At 45.9% G+C, this 17,515-nt stretch carries 13 protein-coding genes and 1 pseudogene; 11 read left to right on the forward strand and 3 right to left on the reverse strand.

Annotation, left to right across the window (positions count from 1 at the left end):
- Positions 1–301 precede the first annotated feature (301 nt).
- From RID09_RS07590 to RID09_RS07625, 8 genes and pseudogenes are all read left to right on the forward strand, one after another.
- The gene (locus RID09_RS07590) at positions 302–997 is read left to right on the forward strand and encodes an aldehyde oxygenase (deformylating) (RefSeq protein ID WP_446335437.1); all 696 of its coding nucleotides are present in this window, start codon (positions 302–304) and stop codon (positions 995–997) included.
- Between the two features lie 268 nt (positions 998–1,265).
- Positions 1,266–2,561 carry an RNA-guided endonuclease InsQ/TnpB family protein gene (locus tag RID09_RS07595; protein ID WP_446335340.1) on the forward strand — a complete coding sequence of 432 codons (1,296 nt, stop codon included), beginning with the start codon at positions 1,266–1,268 and terminating at the stop codon, positions 2,559–2,561.
- 97 nt (positions 2,562–2,658) lie between these two features.
- On the forward strand, positions 2,659–3,681 hold the full coding sequence (locus RID09_RS07600) for a long-chain acyl-[acyl-carrier-protein] reductase (protein ID WP_446335341.1): 1,023 nt from the start codon (positions 2,659–2,661) through the stop codon (positions 3,679–3,681).
- A 25-nt stretch (positions 3,682–3,706) separates the two neighbouring features.
- Positions 3,707–4,684, forward strand: a complete 978-nt coding sequence (gene accA / locus RID09_RS07605) for an acetyl-CoA carboxylase carboxyl transferase subunit alpha (protein ID WP_446335342.1) — start codon at positions 3,707–3,709, stop codon at positions 4,682–4,684.
- Positions 4,685–5,252: 568 nt separating this feature from the next.
- Positions 5,253–5,978 (forward strand): SDR family oxidoreductase, encoded by a 726-nt coding sequence (locus RID09_RS07610; protein WP_446335343.1) that lies wholly within the window; start codon positions 5,253–5,255, stop codon positions 5,976–5,978.
- A gap of 58 nt (positions 5,979–6,036) precedes the next feature.
- Positions 6,037–6,753 carry a GTP cyclohydrolase I FolE gene (gene folE, locus RID09_RS07615; protein ID WP_446335344.1) on the forward strand — a complete coding sequence of 239 codons (717 nt, stop codon included), beginning with the start codon at positions 6,037–6,039 and terminating at the stop codon, positions 6,751–6,753.
- 144 nt (positions 6,754–6,897) lie between these two features.
- Positions 6,898–7,731, forward strand: a pseudogene (locus RID09_RS07620) (pyridoxal phosphate-dependent aminotransferase); the annotation flags it as partial.
- A 471-nt stretch (positions 7,732–8,202) separates the two neighbouring features.
- Positions 8,203–8,424, forward strand: coding sequence for a hypothetical protein (locus tag RID09_RS07625; RefSeq protein ID WP_446335345.1), 222 nt, complete (start codon positions 8,203–8,205; stop codon positions 8,422–8,424).
- A 52-nt stretch (positions 8,425–8,476) separates the two neighbouring features.
- Here RID09_RS07625 and RID09_RS07630 read toward each other — a convergent pair whose 3' ends face one another.
- The 3 genes from RID09_RS07630 to RID09_RS07640 all read right to left on the reverse strand — a co-directional run bounded on the left by RID09_RS07630 (position 8,477) and on the right by RID09_RS07640 (position 11,100).
- Positions 8,477–9,259: a hypothetical protein gene (locus RID09_RS07630; protein WP_446335346.1), complete on the reverse strand. Its 783-nt coding sequence runs from the start codon at positions 9,257–9,259 to the stop codon at positions 8,477–8,479.
- A 4-nt stretch (positions 9,260–9,263) separates the two neighbouring features.
- Positions 9,264–10,553 carry a DUF389 domain-containing protein gene (locus tag RID09_RS07635; RefSeq protein WP_446335347.1) on the reverse strand — a complete coding sequence of 430 codons (1,290 nt, stop codon included), beginning with the start codon at positions 10,551–10,553 and terminating at the stop codon, positions 9,264–9,266.
- A 175-nt stretch (positions 10,554–10,728) separates the two neighbouring features.
- Positions 10,729–11,100: a hypothetical protein gene (locus tag RID09_RS07640; RefSeq protein WP_446335348.1), complete on the reverse strand. Its 372-nt coding sequence runs from the start codon at positions 11,098–11,100 to the stop codon at positions 10,729–10,731.
- Positions 11,101–11,474: 374 nt separating this feature from the next.
- Between RID09_RS07640 and RID09_RS07645 the strand changes: the two genes are divergently transcribed.
- The 3 genes from RID09_RS07645 to RID09_RS07655 are packed head-to-tail and all read left to right on the forward strand — an operon-like array spanning position 11,475 to position 17,456.
- Positions 11,475–14,174, forward strand: coding sequence for a PAS domain S-box protein (locus RID09_RS07645; RefSeq protein WP_446335349.1), 2,700 nt, complete (start codon positions 11,475–11,477; stop codon positions 14,172–14,174).
- Between the two features lie 35 nt (positions 14,175–14,209).
- Complete coding sequence (locus RID09_RS07650; RefSeq protein ID WP_446335350.1) at positions 14,210–15,952, forward strand: response regulator; 1,743 nt, start codon at positions 14,210–14,212, stop codon at positions 15,950–15,952.
- Positions 15,936–17,456, forward strand: coding sequence for an ATP-binding protein (locus RID09_RS07655; RefSeq protein ID WP_446335351.1), 1,521 nt, complete (start codon positions 15,936–15,938; stop codon positions 17,454–17,456). The genes RID09_RS07650 and RID09_RS07655 overlap by 17 nt, the downstream gene beginning before the upstream one ends.
- Positions 17,457–17,515: the final 59 nt, after the last annotated feature.

The following is a 17,515-nucleotide window of genomic DNA, read 5'->3' on the forward strand; positions in this document are numbered from 1 at the left end:
AGAATGTCGTGAAGGGTCAAAACTTTTTCCCTGTTCCCTGTTCCCTGACGAATGACCCATGACCCAGGACAAAATCTGTAGCCATTTAGACATTTATCTTTGTTTAATCCTATGCTTTTAATCAGTGAATACCGATGATGGAGGGGAGAATTTTCTGTCTAAGGCACTATTCCTCAATACCTCTCACCATATATCATTGATGGGTTAAGTTTTATATAGCGGCTTTGAGCCAATTGCCTAGAATTGGGTTCAAAGCGTTTTTGAAACACCTCTACTCATGCAAACAGGAGAAAATCTACTGATGCAGCAGCTTACAGTCACTCAAGAGCTAGATTTCAATAGTGAAACATACAAGGACGCCTATAGCCGCATCAACGCGATCGTGATCGAAGGGGAACAAGAAGCTCAAGAGAATTACATCCAACTGGCTGAACTGCTACCCGACCAAAAGGATGAGCTAACCAGTCTAGCTAAGATGGAAAACCGCCATAAGAAGGGGTTTCAAGCCTGTGGTCGCAACTTGAGTGTCACACCGGACATGGAATTTGCCAAGGAGTATTTCAGCCAATTACACCAAAACTTCCAAACCGCCGCCGCCTCAGGTAATATCGTCACCTGCTTGCTGATTCAATCGCTGATTATTGAATGCTTCGCGATCGCCGCCTATAACATTTACATTCCCGTCGCTGATCCCTTTGCCCGAAAAATCACCGAAGGTGTGGTGAAAGACGAGTACACCCACCTCAATTTTGGCGAAGAGTGGCTCAAACAGAACTTTGAAGCCTCAAAAACCGAACTCGAACAAGCCAATAAGCAAAACCTGCCCCTGGTTTGGCGTATGCTTAACCAAGTTGAGAACGATGCTCATATCCTGGGAATGGAAAAAGATGCTCTGGTCGAAGACTTCATGATCGCCTACGGTGAAGCCCTAAGCAATATCGGCTTTACCACCCGTGACATCATGCGGATGTCTGCCTACGGATTGACAGCCGTCTAGCTCAACCTAGATGTAATCGTCGAATGTAGAGACGTAGCTACGTCTCTACACCCTCCCCTGCACCTTTGCTCCCTCATCGTTCCCCATCTCCCCTATCTTCCTGATAATATTTTTAACTTGTGAGGGGGTTTGGGGGAGCTATAAGTCCCACGCTGTAATCTTTGATGAGCGCGGTGGGATGCCTTCACTCCCCCAATCAATCAAATGCAGTCAGAATCCACTTCTACTATAATTTTGCATTTACGGTAGACTAAACTAGAATCGATATATGTTGAATCTCAACTACACCTACAGAATTTATCCTGACGCTAAACAAGTCGAATTTCTAGACGAGTGGCTCGAAACTTGTCGAGGTGTTTATAATTATGCACTTAGGGAGCTAAAGGATTGGATTGCTTCAAGGAAATGTCCAATAGATAGGTGTAGCCTAGAGTCAGAATACATAATGAGGGCTGATTATCCTTTTCCTGGATACCAGCAGCAACAAAACAATTTACCCAAGGCAAAAAAGAATTTCACCAAGCTGAAAGCAGTACCTTCTCAGGTATTACAAACAACCATTAGACGGTTACATGATGCTTGGGACTTTTTCCGGAATCGAGGTTATGGATTTCCAAGATTCAAAAAGTATGGACAGATAAAGTCGATACTTTTTCCTCAATTCAAGGTGAACCCGATAACCGGATGGCAGATTAAATTACCTAAGCTGGGAAAAGTCCAAATCAACCTGCATCGTCCGCTCCCTGATAGCGCAAGCGGTAGCGACGTAGGAGCGTCTGGCTTTGTCATTAAGCAGGTTTGGGTAATTAAAAAAGCGGTAGGTTGGTTCGCACTCATAAGCATTCAATCTGACATTTTTATTCCTGATGCCGTACCACATGGTCACTTCATTGGGGTAGACGTTGGATTGAATAGTTATTTAGCAACCAGTGATGGTTTCGTCGAACCGGGACGTAAATTCTTCAAGGATATGCACCGTAGGCTCTTAGTGCTACAACGCAGGTTATCCAAAAAAGAGAAGCGTTCCAAGAACTATGAAAAAGCCAGACGCAAAGTAGAGCGGTTGCACAATCATATTGCATTCAAGCGAAAAGACTATCAGTACAAATTGGCTCACAAGCTGTGTGACATGGCGGAAACCATTTTTCTAGAGGATATCGATTTCCGAACTATGGCAAAAGGGTTTCTAGGTAAACATACAGTTGATGCGGGGTTTGGTCAATTTAGAGATATTCTTTATTACGTTGGGAAGCAACGCGGTGTTTACGTCGCTGAAGTTGACCATAAAGGAACATCTCAGACTTGTCCAAATTGTCGCATTGAAGTCAGGAAAGAACTATCTGATAGGTGGCATAGCTGCCCAGAATGTAAATACCATCTCGATAGAGATATAGCCTCAGCGCAGGAAATCTGTAACCGAGGCTATGAGCAACTGAGTACCCAGGGACTCTGGGGGAAAGAAATTGGCTGTCAAGTCGGGCTGTCGGGGGCGTTGTCCCTAGATAAGTGGCGCAGGGCAGCAATGTCTAACAGCGATGTTGGAAGCCTACACCATAATCTCTGATTTGGTGTAGGAGGATGTCACATATCCTTAACAATTTCTTACCCTTACTCCAATTTTCCATTTCCCCCTAATTAACAGCCTTACCAGCGAGCAGTAAATGTTTGGTCTTATCGGTCACCTCACCAGTTTGCAACACGCCCAAGCCGTCGCCAGAGATCTAGGCTACCCAGAATATGCTGACCAAGGGTTAGATTTTTGGTGCAGCGCCCCTCCCCAAATCGTTGACACCATCAAGGTGACTAGCCTGACAGGGGAGACGATAGAAGGACGCTATGTGGAATCGTGTTTTCTGCCAGAGATGCTAGCCACGCGCCGGATCAAAGCCGCCATCCGTAAAGTTCTCAACGCCATGGCTCATGCCCAAAAAAATGGCATAGATATTACAGCATTAGGTGGCTTTTCGTCAATTATTTTTGAAGAATTCCACTTGTACGAGAAAAGCCAGGTTCGCAATGTCAAGCTAGAATTTGAGCGCTTTACCACGGGCAACACCCACACGGCTTACATCCTTTGCGCCCAAGTCGAACAAGGGGCGAAAAAGCTGGGCATTGACCTGTCAAAAGCCACCGTGGCGGTTTGTGGGGCAACGGGCGATATTGGCAGTGCCGTTTGTCGTTGGCTCAATAGCCGCACAGATGTTGCCGAGATTCTCTTAAGCGCCCGTAACCAGGAACGATTGCAAGCCTTACAAGACCAATTAGGGCGCGGCAAAATTATGGGATTAGAGGAGGCGCTACCCCAAGCGGATATTATTGTCTGGGTGGCGAGCATGTCCAAGGGCATTGAAATTGATGCCTCAGTATTAAAGAAGCCCTGTCTGCTGATTGATGGGGGTTACCCCAAGAATTTAGCCACCCAGCTGCAATATCCCGACATTTACGTTCTCAATGGGGGTATTGTCGAGCATTCGTTGGATATCGACTGGAAAATTATGCAAATCGTCGAAATGAAAGATCCAGGACGCCAGCTATTTGCCTGCTTTGCCGAGTCAATGCTGTTAGAGTTTGAAAAGTGGTATACCAACTTTTCCTGGGGACGGAATCAGATTACGGTAGAAAAGATGGAAAAAATTGGACAGGTGTCAATTAAACATGGATTTAGACCCCTGCTGAGCTTTTAAGGGATAAGGATACAACGACTGACCCATGGCAACTGAAAACCGGATTTTTCTGCTGGACTTTGAAAAGCCCCTCTATGAATTAGAGACCCGAATTAACCAAATTCGTGAACTCGCACAAGAAAACAATGTCGATGTCTCTGACCAAATTCGTCAGTTAGAAGCACGGGCGGCACAACTGCGTCAAGAAATTTTTAGTAGTTTATCTCCAGCCCAACGGCTTCAGTTAGCCCGTCACCCCCGGCGTCCGAGTACTCTGGATTATATTCAGGCGATTAGTGATGAATGGATGGAATTACATGGCGATCGCGGCGGCTATGATGATCCAGCCCTAGTCGGTGGGATTGGGCGTTTAGGGGGACGTCCGGTGGTAATGTTAGGGCATCAAAAGGGGCGGGATACCAAAGACAATGTGGTGCGGAACTTTGGCATGGCGTCGCCCGGTGGATACCGTAAGGCGATGCGGCTGATGGAACATGCCAATCGCTTTGGTATGCCGATTTTAACGTTTATTGATACGCCAGGGGCTTGGGCAGGTATTGATGCGGAAAAATTAGGTCAGGGGGAAGCGATCGCGTATAATCTTCGGGAAATGTTCCGTCTGGATGTGCCGATTGTCTGTACGGTGATTGGCGAAGGCGGATCGGGTGGTGCTTTGGGTATTGGGGTGGGCGATCGTATCTTAATGCTAGAACAAGCCGTTTATACCGTTGCGACTCCAGAAGCCTGTGCCGCCATTCTCTGGAAAGATGCGGCAAAAGCTCCCCAAGCCGCTGCTGCGCTGCGGATAACGGCTTGGGATCTCAAGGATTTAGGTATCTTAGATCAATTAGTTCCTGAACCCCTAGGCGGCGCTCATTGTGACCCCTTAACAGCCGCAGCAACGCTCAAAGCCGCCCTATTACAGAACTTGCAAGACTTATCTCGGCTTAGCCCTAAGGAACGTCAGGAGTTACGCTATCAGAAGTTTCGGCATATTGGTGTTTTTACCGAGCTACATGCCTGAAAACGGTTTGAGCGTTAAAATAATTAAGGGAAATTTGGCATCCAACTTAAGGAATAAGGACTGGATTGCCTTCCTTATTTCTACCCTTTTGTCAATCAAACCCAGATAGTCGTATAATCAAATAGTCAGCTCTGTAACAATTATTCACAACTTAACGTCAGGACGTTAATCCATCGGCAAATCAACCCTAGCTTGATCTAAGTTTCACATTAGCCATTCGGGATTAACTGTCCTCCGTCGTCTCCTTGTCCCAATGGGGGATAAATGAATGTAGATCAAAAAGAGGAAAACTGGTGTATCCAGGGCTTTTTAGTGAGAATGTAGCCGCAAGAAGTCAGGAACCCCATAGAAGACAGCTAGGGGAAGGAAGTCCTGTCAGACTGCTGTTTATGTAAGGGGGCGAATTCCTCCCCATACATAAATGACAGGGGTTTCCATTCGCCCCCTTACCAACCCCATTGTCGATGATTCGCTGTTGCTTAATTTGAATGTTGGCGGACTCTTTCCTCCCCTTATACCCTTATGAGTTAACCAGGGAACCTTTACCGCATCTGAGTTGGAAAATTTTATGACTTCTTCCGTTAAAAAACTTGCCTTGATTACAGGGGCGAGTAGTGGTATTGGCAAAGCTACAGCTTTAGCCTTTGCCCAAGCTGGAATTGATCTGGCATTAGTCAGTCGTTCCCAAGACAAATTAGAGGCAGTAGCAACGGCTGTCCGAGAAGCTGGGGTCAAGGCTCAACCCTATCTCCTTGATCTAAATCAACTCGATCAGGTCAAGACCAAGATCGAAGCGATCGCGGCGGAATTTGCCTCCCTGGATATTTTGGTCAACAATGCGGGTATGGGCTATACCGGTACGCTGATGGAAACCCCCTTAGCGGACTGGCAGCACGTACTGGATCTCAATCTTACCAGCGTATGGCAATGCATTCTTGGTGTTTTACCCACCATGCGCCAGCAGCAACACGGCACAATTATTAACGTGGCATCCATTGCGGGTCTGCAGCCATTTCCGGGTTGGGGAGCCTACAACGTCAGTAAAGCCGGGTTGATTGCCCTAGGAAAAACCCTAGCGGCTGAAGAACGTGCCCATGGTATCCGGGTTGTGACCTTATCTCTAGGGGCAGTGAATACGCCAATCTGGGATACAGACACCGTAAAAGCCGACTTGAATCGGTCAGCCATGTTGACCCCCGAAATCGTTGCCCAATCTATTTTACACGCCGCCTTAATGCCCCAAACGGCTGTTATCGATTCGATGACCCTGATGCCCAGTGCCGGAACTCTCTAGAACGACACGATCTGACCCTCCCATCCATCCTTGTCAAAATTATCAATACTACCCAATTATGACTATTGCTTCATCCAATGGTGTGAATCGCTCTGAGTCTATGACACCCGTGACTCTTAACACGTCCATCCCTCAAGTTGAACCCCGACCCGATCGCAATACCCATAACGGTCAGCAACCTAAGCTGGGGCTTTCTGGGGAAACCTCAACCGAAGACATGATGGACGCAGTGCGGACGTTACTTTTAGGCGTTGGCGAAGATCCTGAACGCGAGGGGTTACTCAAAACGCCAAAACGAGTCGCGGAAGCACTACAGTTTTTGACCGGTGGCTACAATCAGTCCCTCGAACAATTAGTGAATGGGGCGATTTTTGATGAAGGTCACAATGAAATGGTGTTAGTGCGGGATATTAACTTCTTTAGCCTGTGTGAACACCACATGCTGCCATTTATGGGACGGGCACACGTTGCTTATATTCCCAACCAGAAAGTCGTGGGACTCAGTAAATTGGCGCGTGTCGTGGAAATGTATGCGCGGCGGCTACAAGTTCAGGAACGCCTAACCCGCCAGATCGCCGAAGCTATTCAAACCATTTTAGAACCCCAGGGAGTGGCTATAGTCATGGAAGCGACTCACATGTGTATGGTTATGCGGGGGGTACAGAAACCCGGTTCCTGGACAGTAACCAGCGCTATGGTGGGTGTGTTCCAAGATGACCATAAAACTCGTGAAGAGTTTCTCAATTTAATTCGCCATCAACCGAATTTTATGTAGTTAAGGGTGAATGGTTTAAAGTCCCCCTTTTTAAGGGGGATGCGAGGGGGATCTAAACGTTGAACCCTAGTCAGGTGAAGTTTTGAGATTAAGCACTAATAACCAACGACGTGCGCCCTTAATTGATCTGATTATCAGTCGCCGATGTCCACCTTAACCTCTCGCATGGAAGCGGTACAGTCACCCGTGATTCCCATCGTTGGGGAACTGATTCGCCGTCATCCCGGTACAATTTCCTTGGGACAGGGTGTCGTGTATTACCCTCCCCCACCAGAGGCGATCGCACGTTTGCCGGAATTTCTGGCTGATCCAGATAACCACAAGTACAAAGCGGTTCAGGGAATTGCACCATTGCTGTCTGTGATTGCAGCCAAACTGCACACTGATAACGGGATTACCCTCAACGAACACAACTGTATCGTTGTCACCGCCGGCTCAAACATGGCGTTTATGAATGCCATTCTCGCAATTACCACTCCGGGCGACGAAATTATTATTCAGACGCCTTACTATTTCAACCACGAAATGGCAATTACCATGGCGAGTTGTCATCCGGTACTTGTGGCAACTGACGAAAATTATCAACTGCGTCCCCACGCGATCGCGCAAGCCATAACCGGGAAAACCAAAGCCGTGGTTACGATTTCGCCGAACAATCCCACTGGGGCTGTTTACTCAAAAGAAGCGTTAGAGGCGGTAAATAAACTCTGTCAGGAACGGGGAATTTATCACATTAGCGATGAAGCCTACGAGTATTTTACCTATAACGGCGTAAAGCACGTTTCCCCGGCGGCTTTTCCCCAAAGTGACTCCCATACGATTTCCCTGTACTCCCTGTCTAAAACTTATGGGTTTGCCAGTTGGCGCATTGGCTATATGGTGATTCCCCAGCATCTGCTGGCGGCGGTGAAGAAAATTCAGGATACGATTCTCATCTGTCCACCCGTTGTCTCCCAGTATGTCGCCTTAGCCGCCTTACCGAAAAATTGGGTCTAAAGCCTCGTCCTTAAAGGACGACTTTGTGTTAAAATTCACTTGGAGGAAAGGGTATTAAACCTCTATAAAAACCCAGAGCCGAGAGGCATCGCACCTTGAAAACTAGGCTTAGAGGGTTTTGTACAGAAAGGCTTGTACAGGTAAAAAGTCTAAGCAACAAGCACGCCCAAAACACATTCTTTCTTGTTTTCAATAGTACGATAGGGCATATCGAAACTAGCTTCTGTAATGGAGCAAAACGCTTCTTCCAGAGATGCTCCTCTGGTATGAAATAGGCGACTATTTCATAGTAAGAGTGTTCGATGAAAGAAGAATCCTCACGCCTTTAGGCTGAGGAGTGTCAAACCTAGATTATTTACACCTAGAGAGCAGTCACGCTGTTGTGCCACAGGGAGGGACAACAGTAATTTTCAAACTTTTAAGATGATAGGCAGTAGTAGAAGGAGATTTTCGATGAGCAACAAAACCAAAATCGTCAAAGAAACCTTTGGAAGTCCTAACCAAGAGGGCTACTATAGTGGGGCTTATATCTTCAGTGACGGCACAGCCGAGTTTGTCTGTGGATATCAAGCTCCTACTGGCAAGAGCAACGGTAGCGAAGAATACTATAACGTAATGCCAGCCACCCCTCAACAGGTCTACGCAAAATATGGAAAATCTGAAGAAAGTGCTTGATTAGCCATCGATACTTCAAGACGCGACTATTTGTCCTGAATAGCCCAAAAATCTAACCCAAAATGAGCAACCCAGCATAGACAATTGCCCCCAAAGCAAATGCCCAAAAGCGACTTTGCCGTTCTTCTGGTAGTTCTTCTTTAATCACATTCAGAATAATTCCCCCACCTAGAAAGGCAAACAGTACGGCTAGGGCGGCTTGAGATATTTCCGTGGCTTGTCCAATCGTCCAACCGCACAAAATCGCACCAGCTAAAACCCAGCGCCCGATGCGGTGATAAGCGTCTTGGTGATGCTCCCGTAATCCGTAGTCATTAACAAAAAAGTGCAATGCCATGGCGATAAAAAAGAATAAGAGACTCTCTAATCCCGGTTCCTCGCGATGAATGAGTAGGTAACCAATTAAAAGATTATAAAGGGAAAACGAACCAATGTGTAACCAAAAGATCCCTTGAGAGAGTAGACTTCCAAGCTTGTGCTGATTTTGCCGATACAGTTTAACCAGATGTTCTAAGCCATAGAATACTGTTAATCCCAAAAGCGCAACTAAATAAACATGGTTTTCCAAAAATGCGAGAGCAAATCCTTCTGTCTGCTCAATGGTTCGTTGTCCCTGATTAAGTTCTGGCAACAAATGCACAAAAACATACGCCACCGATGCTCCCCCGGCAAATGATAACCACTGACTGCGAGGAATCGCATCAAGAAAGCGCATTTTTTCACCCAATATATGAACAAGCGCTAGGAGTATGGCGAAGATTAACGAAAGCAGCGTGGTTATTGATGAGTTTAACACCGAAGATTGTGCGATCGCGAATAATAGTTGTACATCCATTCCCCTATTGTCCTGGAACCTCTGGCAATTCCAACACATTCACCTGCACTAAGGGTGTGGCATTAAACTCCTGTTGTAGTAAATGAGTTTGAATCGCTTGGGTTAACTGCATCTGAATCGCTTCCGTAGAGGCAGTTACCTCCGGGTTACGCTGGACATAAACGACTGTCAGTAGCGTATTTTTATCCTGGAGTTTAGTCGGAGTAAACTGCACATTCGACTGCACCAGTTGTGCCAAATCACTCTCCTGTACCACCTGCTGAATCTCAGTTGCAGTACGCTGTTCTAGCGTCGTTCGCTGTAAATAGGGTTCCTGCCAAAGTTGCCCGGTTAACAAAAGAGCCAGTATAATCGCCACAATCCCCAACACCACTGGAAACAGCCACCGCTTTCCCCGGTTATACCGAGCGCCCTTCGCGGAAAGCCCAACCAGACGGAAGACGATGGCGCCAGAAAGATTAATCCCGCCCAACTGAAGTACAAGTAGGAACAGACTATTAACCACCATATCCCACCGTGCGATCGCGGCTGCCATTCCCACTAATCCGGCGGCTGGGGCTAAGGATGCGGCGACTAACACACCAATGGCGGCTCCGGAAACCAGACTACTGCGTTCAGATTGCACCAGATTCAATGCACCCGCTGTTCCGGCAATTAAGGGTAGGAGGATGGTAACCGAAGATACTTTAAAACTCGCCATCATCAGCGTGGTTGGTGCTTCCTGTTGCATAATTAAACTCAAAACCCCTGCCACAACTACAGTCACGCTAATCCCTGCACCATAGCGAATGATACTGCGCTTAAGTAAGTATAAATCTCCTCGTGCCGTTGCGATCGCGGTATTCATTGCAGGTCCGGCAAAGGGTGCAATCAGCATCGCGGCTGTGAGTAGATAAATGGTATTGGTAAATAAACCAATCCAAACCACCACACCTGCACAAGCTGCATACCCCAGAAATCCCCTCCAAGAGCCAATACTCTGCAACCCGGCTAAAAATATCTCTAGGGGGCTGCGTAACTGCACCTCCTTCACTTGTTCAGGGGCTTCTGACGAAGGAGGTTGTAGGGGCATCATCCCCCGAGGCACTAACGTAACATGTAAGTCAGGGAGCGTATCTAAGGCTTCCAGAAAGCCCTCTACCTGACGATTAGGAACATAGGCGATTACAAAATCTAGCTGTCCCTCAGTATCAGACGCTTCAAACCGAGCCAGATTCATCCCCTGATGAGCTTTAGCCATATCGAGAACCTTATCTCCTTGTCCTCGTGGCACTTGAATTAACAGTTGGCGCACCTCACCCTCCCAGTTATACCTGTCATTAAGCCTGATACGCCGGATGCATTTTGACTTCCCTCATCGGAAAGATTTTATTGCAGAAGGCTCCAGGGAACAAAAGGGTCAACCCCTCTCAAAGCCTTACCAATGACAAAGGACAAATGACAAATGACAAATTTTATGTGACTCGATGTTACTCCCAGGCGTCGAGGTCTATGGCTTTTGAGCCGCCTCGGTCTAGCTGTGCTAAAAGTTTACCCAACTGATACCACACTAACCAACCAATGAATAGAGTTAGGGGTAGGGAGATGGTGTAAGCCAAGAATGTGGGAAAGCTAAAAATTTCGAGTCCAGCCGCCAGAAATACGCAAATTCCGGCGGAAATTCCCAGGAATGGGATGAGTAAGGGGAATCCTTGCATTTGAGCGAGACTGCGTGAGGAACGGTTCTTTGCCCATTCCTGCACCTTTTGTTTCAGCGTGGCTTCAAAGGCTGCACCACAGGTAATCCCAGTCAGTAAACCCATCACTAACAATAAATAAGGCGGTTCCTGAAAATAATACACAAGGCACTCCCAGCTTATAAGTCCAATATAGCGAGATTGTACACTGCTCAAGGGGTGACAATAAAGCTAAAAAAGAGACGGGGTGTCGGCTTTGAGGTGTGGGCTGTGGGGTTTGTTACCTTAATGGTACCTTAATTCGGCGCAATTCATTCACGATTTTTTCACCTTTTAAGGTTAAAATAAATAACTTTTTTGATTTTATAATCTTTGATTATCAAGCAAATTAATATTTATTAATTTTCCCCAGATCTGATTAAGAAATTTGCTAAATTAAATTAATAAATTCATGATTATGATCAAATAGCTTGTTCTTTTATCTTAACGATTAAAACTCAAACTTGAAGGGTCAAAGTCTCAATTAGTTTGGGAGGAATATGAACCAGCGAGTCAAAGCAAAACTCCAACAAGAAATACGGGATCTGCGCGATCGCTTACAGCAGGCTGAGGCGAAGTTGCAGGCGCTCAGCCCAGACACCGTAAAGGGTGTGGGGTTTGAGGCTCAGGAAACAGGGGGTATGCCGTTCCTGGTTCAGGCGATTCTGGAGAACACCACAGAGCTGATAGCGGCGCTGGATTTGAACGGGCGGTATATTGCGTTTAACCGGGCTTATCAAGGGGAATTTTTCAATATTTTTGGTCGAAAGATTGAGATGGGTACGAGCTTGATTGAAGCCCTTGCCCATTTGCCCCAAGAACAGGCAAAGGCGCGAGAGCTTTGGGGGCGGGCGCTTAGGGGTGAAGAATTTACAGTGATTCAGGAATTTGGTGATAGTACAGGCGATCGCCATGATTACCAAATTACCTTTCGCCCCATCCAGGATGACACTGAACCGATCCGGGGCGCAATACAAACTGTTAAAAATCTTAGCCATATTGATCACCAAACTCGGCAACGTATCGAGGCGCAAGCCGCCCTGCAAGAAAGCGAAGCCCGGTTCCGCAATGCCTTTGACTACGCGGGGATTGGTATGGCACTAGTTGATCTCAACGGACGCTTCATCAAAGTTAATCAAACGTTATGTGAGATGACGGGCTACTCCGAGCCAGAATTACTCACCAAAACCTTTCACACGATTACCCATCCCGACGATTTAGCCACCGATGTCGCCTGGGCAAATCAACTGCTAACGGGTGAAATTCGCTGCTATCAACTAGAAAAACGCTATATCCACAAACAGGGGCAGATTATCTGGATTCTGTTAACAGGTTCTCTGGTTCGAGATTATCACGAACAACCCCTCTACTTTATCGCTCAGATGCAAAACATTAGCGATCGCAAATCCACCGAAGACAGATTACGTCAACATCAGCAACACCTGCAATATCTCCTCACCTCCAGCCCTGCGGTGATTTTTAGCACCCAGCCTCATCCGAATTACAAGCTGACATACATTAGTGAAAATGTCGCCAATGTTTTGGGTTACACTGCACAGGAATTTTTGAATGGGTCTCATTTATGGTTAAATCATATTCATCCTGAGGATCTTAACGGGATTCTCCAGACATTACCCCAAAAATTAGCACAGGGAAATTACTCCTTTGAATACCGTTTCCTCCATGGTGATGGCACGTATCATTGGCTATGCGATGAAGGGAAACTGATTCAGGATGAATTGGGCAACCCAATTGAAGTTGTGGGTTATTGCGTGGATATCAGCGATCGCAAACAAACAGAGTTAGCTTTGAGTCGCAGCCGAGAATTGAAAGAAGCGATTTTTAATGAATCAACCGATGCTCTATTTTTAGTAAATCCAGAAACCGGATTAACCATCGACTGTAATCAACCTGCCGTTAATTTATTTGAAGCCGCGAACGAAGCTGAACTGATTAATATTGAAGGGCATACTCTCCAAAAATACCGATTCACTCTAGAAGAGTTAAACAGCATCAATCAAGCCATTAATCAGTACGGAGTTTGGAGTAAAGAAGTTGAATATATCACCAAAAAAGGCAGATGCTTCTGGGGAAACTTAGCGGTGAAGCGAATCCAGGTAACTGATAGTACCTTAAATTTAGTCCGGGTTACTGATATCACCAACCGCAAGGAAGCGGAAAAAGAGCTAAATCTCCAGGCTGTGATTACTAAAAATATGGCAGAAGGCATTTGTTTGGTTAGTGTGACTGAGGGGCAGATTGTTTATGCGAATCCCAAGTTTGAGCAGATGTTTGGGTATGACAAAGGTGAACTCATAGGAAAATCGGTATCTATTCTCAATTACGACGATGATGAAATCAGTGCGGAAGAGGTGAAAAAGATTATTAGCCATAACGTGATGCAAAAGGGTGAATATACCTACCAAATCCAGAATGTTAAGAAAGATGGCACACCTTTCTGGTGTCAAGCCACAACATCACGATTTGATCATCCTGATTATGGCACCGTACTTGTCGCCGTTCAACAAGATATCACCGTGCAAAAACAAGCTAAAGAACAACTAAAAGCCTCCCTGAAAGAAAAAGAAGTCTTGCTCAAGGAAATTCATCACCGGGTTAAGAATAATTTGCAAATTGTCAGTAGTTTGCTACAAATGCAGTCGCGGCGAACTCAGGATCAAGAGGTGGCGTTGGTGTTGCAGGATAGTCAAAATCGCATTGCTTCTATTGCCTTGGTTCATGAAAAATTATATCGATCAGAGAATTTAGCCCAGATTGATTTTGCCCAATATGTTCCCGATTTAATTACCCATCTGTTTGATTCTTATAACATCAGTTCCAGTCAAGTTCGTATTGCCTATCAGGTTGAGGATATTGCGTTGGCTATTGATACGGCGATTCCCTGTGGTTTAATTTTGAATGAATTGGTTTCTAATTCCCTCAAATATGCATTTCCAGAGAATCGTCAAGGAGAAATTAATATTGCATTTCAGCGCAATTGTGATCACCGGATCACTCTGATTGTGCGTGATAATGGTGTGGGGATACCTAAATCCTTTGATATTGAAACAACAACCTCCTTAGGATTGACACTGGTTTGGGGATTAGTTGAGCAGCTCGATGGAACCTTGGAACTCAACTGTGATTCGGGGACTGAATTTAAAATCATTTTTGCGAGTCAAGTTAAAACTAGAAAATAAATCAGATAAAACTAGAAAAAAAGGAGAACTCAATCATGTTTAGTAGACACCCCCCCACCCCTAGATTAAAGGAAGCGATGAAAATTCTCGTGGTTGAAGATGAGAGAATTATCGCGATTAATCTCAAAGAAAGTTTAGAATCTCTGGGATATAAAGTCCCCGCGATCGCGGCGTCGGGAGAAAAGGCGATTGACAAAGCCACAGAGTTCCATCCCGATTTAGTTTTGATGGATATTTGGCTTAAAGGTAATATCGATGGAATTGAAGCGGCGCAGCAAATTTGGGAACGCCTGAAAATTCCCACGATTTATGTTACCGGACATTCAGATCAGAGTACTGTAGAACGGGCAAAAATAACCGCTCCCTTTGGTTATATCCTCAAACCCGTCAAAGAACAAGCCCTTTACGTAGCCATTGAAACCGCATTACAGCGATATGAACGAGAGCAATTACTCAGCGCCATCCTCAAGGGGATTGGAGATGGGGTGATTGTTACGGATAAAGACTGTCGAGTTCAGTTTCTCAATCATCAGGCGGAATCGTTAACCGGTTGGCAATTAGCTGACGCCAGGGATCGGGAATTAACTGAAGTATTTAATATTATCGATGAACAAACCCAGCAGCCTGTTGGTGATTTGATTAAAGGGGTACTGGAAAAAGACACCATCATTTATCTGGAAGAGCGGATTTTGTTGATCCCAAAGCAGGGAAAGGCGATCCCAATTGCGGATAGCATTGCTCCGATTAAAAATAACGACGGTGCGATCGCGGGTGCGGTTTTGGTGTTTCGAGATGCGACGCAACAGCGCTTAGCCCAGGAACAGAATCAAGCCATGGAACGCGCCCGACAATTAGAGTATGACCTGGTGGAACTGCAATGTCTAGATCAGTTCCAAAAGGACGGTTTAGGTACTATATCTGAAGAATTGTCAACGCCTTTATCCACGATTAAGTTGGCGGTTCGGATGCTGGAAACCATTTTGGATCAACAGAGTTTATTAAGTTCACAAATCCGTGCTGATTCGACAACAATGGCTCGTTACTGGGCGATTTTGCAACAGCAGTGTAACCCGAGACTCAAGCTAGTTAATGATTTGCTGGATATGCAAAGGATTGACGCTCAGGCTTATCCTCTAGAGCTAACCTCAATTCGATTCCCAGACTGGATTTATGAGCATGTTGCGCCGTTTCAAGCCTGGGCGACGTTTCAGCAGCAACGTTTTTCTGTTGATATTGCTCCAGATTTGCCACCCCTGGTTTCAGAGTTGTCGAGCCTGACCCGGATCTTGACAGAATTGCTAAATAATGCATTCAGAGATACGCCAGCCGGGGAGGAAATTGCGGTAACGGTGCGAGGGGAATGTAGAGACGCGCCATGGCGCGTCTGGGGAGCAGGGGATGTAGGGGCGGGTTTTACAGATAACCTATGGCGACAAACTGATAACTTAACTAAACCCGCCCTTCTAGAGTCAGATAGGGAAAATACCTCAACACTCAACTCTCACCATTTTACCTTTGCCATTCAGGTGAGTAATTCTGGCGTGGAAATTCCCCCAGAGGAACGGGCGAAAATCTTTGACCCATTCTATCGCATTCCCAGTCCCTATCCCTGGAAACCGGGGGGAACGGGTTTGGGGCTAACTGTGGTGAAAAAGCTGGTACATCGACTCCAGGGCGAGATTGAGGTTACCAGCGATCGCGACGGAACAAGGTTCACAATTTTTGTACCAACTTTACAATCTCAGGGGATGGAGGTAGATCATGATCATGATCAGTGAAGAATGTTTATCTGAAACTGACACAGCAACGATGACTCAAATTTTGGTTGTGGAAGATGAGAGAATTATTGCTCTCAACCTGAAGGAAAATTTAGAATCTTTAGGTTACATAGTAGTGGGAATCGCCGCCTCTGGGGAAAAAGCCGTGACTAAAGCCAGGGAACTGTATCCCGATTTAGTATTAATGGATATCTGGTTACAGGGGGACATGGATGGAATTTATGCGGCGCAACAAATTTGGGATGAGTTGCAAATTCCGGTGATTTATTTAACTGGACATTCAGATAAAATTACCTTAGAACGGGCAAAGGTAACCGCGCCCTTTGGTTATATTCTAAAACCCGTGAATGAACGGCAATTATCGGTTGCGATTGAAATTGCCTTACAGCGCTATGAACGCGAGCAATTTTTGAGTGCGGTGTTGCGGGGAATTGGGGATGGGGTAATTTTGGTGGATCAAGATTGTCGGATTCAGTTTCTAAATCGGGTGGCGGAATCCCTAACCGGATGGGAATTTGCTGATGCCAAAAATCGGGATTTGACAGAGGTGTTTAACCTTATTGATACACAAACCCAGCACCCTGTCAATAACCCCGTTACTCTGGCGTTAGAACAGGATAGAATCGTTTATCTCACCGATGATATTCTCCTGATTACCAAAAATGGTACACCCCTACCCATCGCAGACAGCGCTGCGCCCATTCGGGATAACCAGGGGAACCTAGCGGGGGCGGTATTGGTGTTCCAAGATATTAGCGATCGCAAGCAAGCCGAAGCCGCACTGCGCCAACAGTTAGCCAGGGAACAACAACTCAACCAGTTCCAACGGCAATTTATTCACACCGTTTCCCATGAATATCGCACACCCCTCTCAATTATTCAAGCGTCAACCTTCCTGATTGAAGCCAATGATTCATCGGGGCAATTTGAGAAAAATCGGCTGAATTGCCAGCGAATTAAACAGGCGGTTAAATATATGGTGGGATTGCTGGAAGATGTGTTAACCTTTGGGCAAGCTGAGGCGGGTCAACTTATCCTTGATCCAGCGCCTTTGGATTTAAAACTCTTCTGTCAACAGATTATTGAAGAATACAGCCTGATTGCGAGTAATCGGTCAGAAATTAAATGGCTCAGTTGCGGTAAAGGTCAAACCGCTTATCTGGACAAAAAAATTCTGCAACTGATTGTGAGAAATTTACTCACAAACGCCCTGAAATATTCTCCCGAACAGAGTCCTGTTTATCTAACTCTCACCTGTGAAGATGACCGACTGATTGTTGAGGTAAAAGATACAGGAATTGGCATTCCTTTAGCCGATCAACCCCATATCTTTAATGCATTCCGGCGAGCCAGCAATGCTGGGACTGTCCGAGGTTCGGGTATGGGATTAGCGATTGTGAAGAAGGCAGTTGATTTACATGGGGGAACTATATCGGTTGAGAGTTCTTTGGGTGTTGGTACTACATTTACGGTTACGTTACCGTTTCCCAGACTATCGATTTAGTCATCCAATGCTTTAAGTTTGTTCTTTTTTACCGCAAACTGTAAGGATATACTTGTGCT

This window comes from Coleofasciculus sp. G1-WW12-02, from assembly GCF_040219735.1.
GTDB lineage: Bacteria > Cyanobacteriota > Cyanobacteriia > Cyanobacteriales > Coleofasciculaceae > Coleofasciculus.

What these genes read in the sequence shown, in the direction of transcription:
- RID09_RS07590 (WP_446335437.1), top strand. Translation starts at nt 302, where the DNA reads ATGCAGCAGCTTACAGTCACTCAAGAGCTAGATTTCAATAGTGAAACA.
- RID09_RS07595 (WP_446335340.1), top strand. Translation starts at nt 1,266, where the DNA reads ATGTTGAATCTCAACTACACCTACAGAATTTATCCTGACGCTAAACAA.
- RID09_RS07600 (WP_446335341.1), top strand. Translation starts at nt 2,659, where the DNA reads ATGTTTGGTCTTATCGGTCACCTCACCAGTTTGCAACACGCCCAAGCC.
- accA (WP_446335342.1), top strand. Translation starts at nt 3,707, where the DNA reads ATGGCAACTGAAAACCGGATTTTTCTGCTGGACTTTGAAAAGCCCCTC.
- RID09_RS07610 (WP_446335343.1), top strand. Translation starts at nt 5,253, where the DNA reads ATGACTTCTTCCGTTAAAAAACTTGCCTTGATTACAGGGGCGAGTAGT.
- folE (WP_446335344.1), top strand. Translation starts at nt 6,037, where the DNA reads ATGACTATTGCTTCATCCAATGGTGTGAATCGCTCTGAGTCTATGACA.
- RID09_RS07625 (WP_446335345.1), top strand. Translation starts at nt 8,203, where the DNA reads ATGAGCAACAAAACCAAAATCGTCAAAGAAACCTTTGGAAGTCCTAAC.
- RID09_RS07630 (WP_446335346.1), bottom strand. Translation starts at nt 9,259, where the DNA reads ATGGATGTACAACTATTATTCGCGATCGCACAATCTTCGGTGTTAAAC.
- RID09_RS07645 (WP_446335349.1), top strand. Translation starts at nt 11,475, where the DNA reads ATGAACCAGCGAGTCAAAGCAAAACTCCAACAAGAAATACGGGATCTG.
- RID09_RS07650 (WP_446335350.1), top strand. Translation starts at nt 14,210, where the DNA reads ATGTTTAGTAGACACCCCCCCACCCCTAGATTAAAGGAAGCGATGAAA.
- RID09_RS07655 (WP_446335351.1), top strand. Translation starts at nt 15,936, where the DNA reads ATGATCATGATCAGTGAAGAATGTTTATCTGAAACTGACACAGCAACG.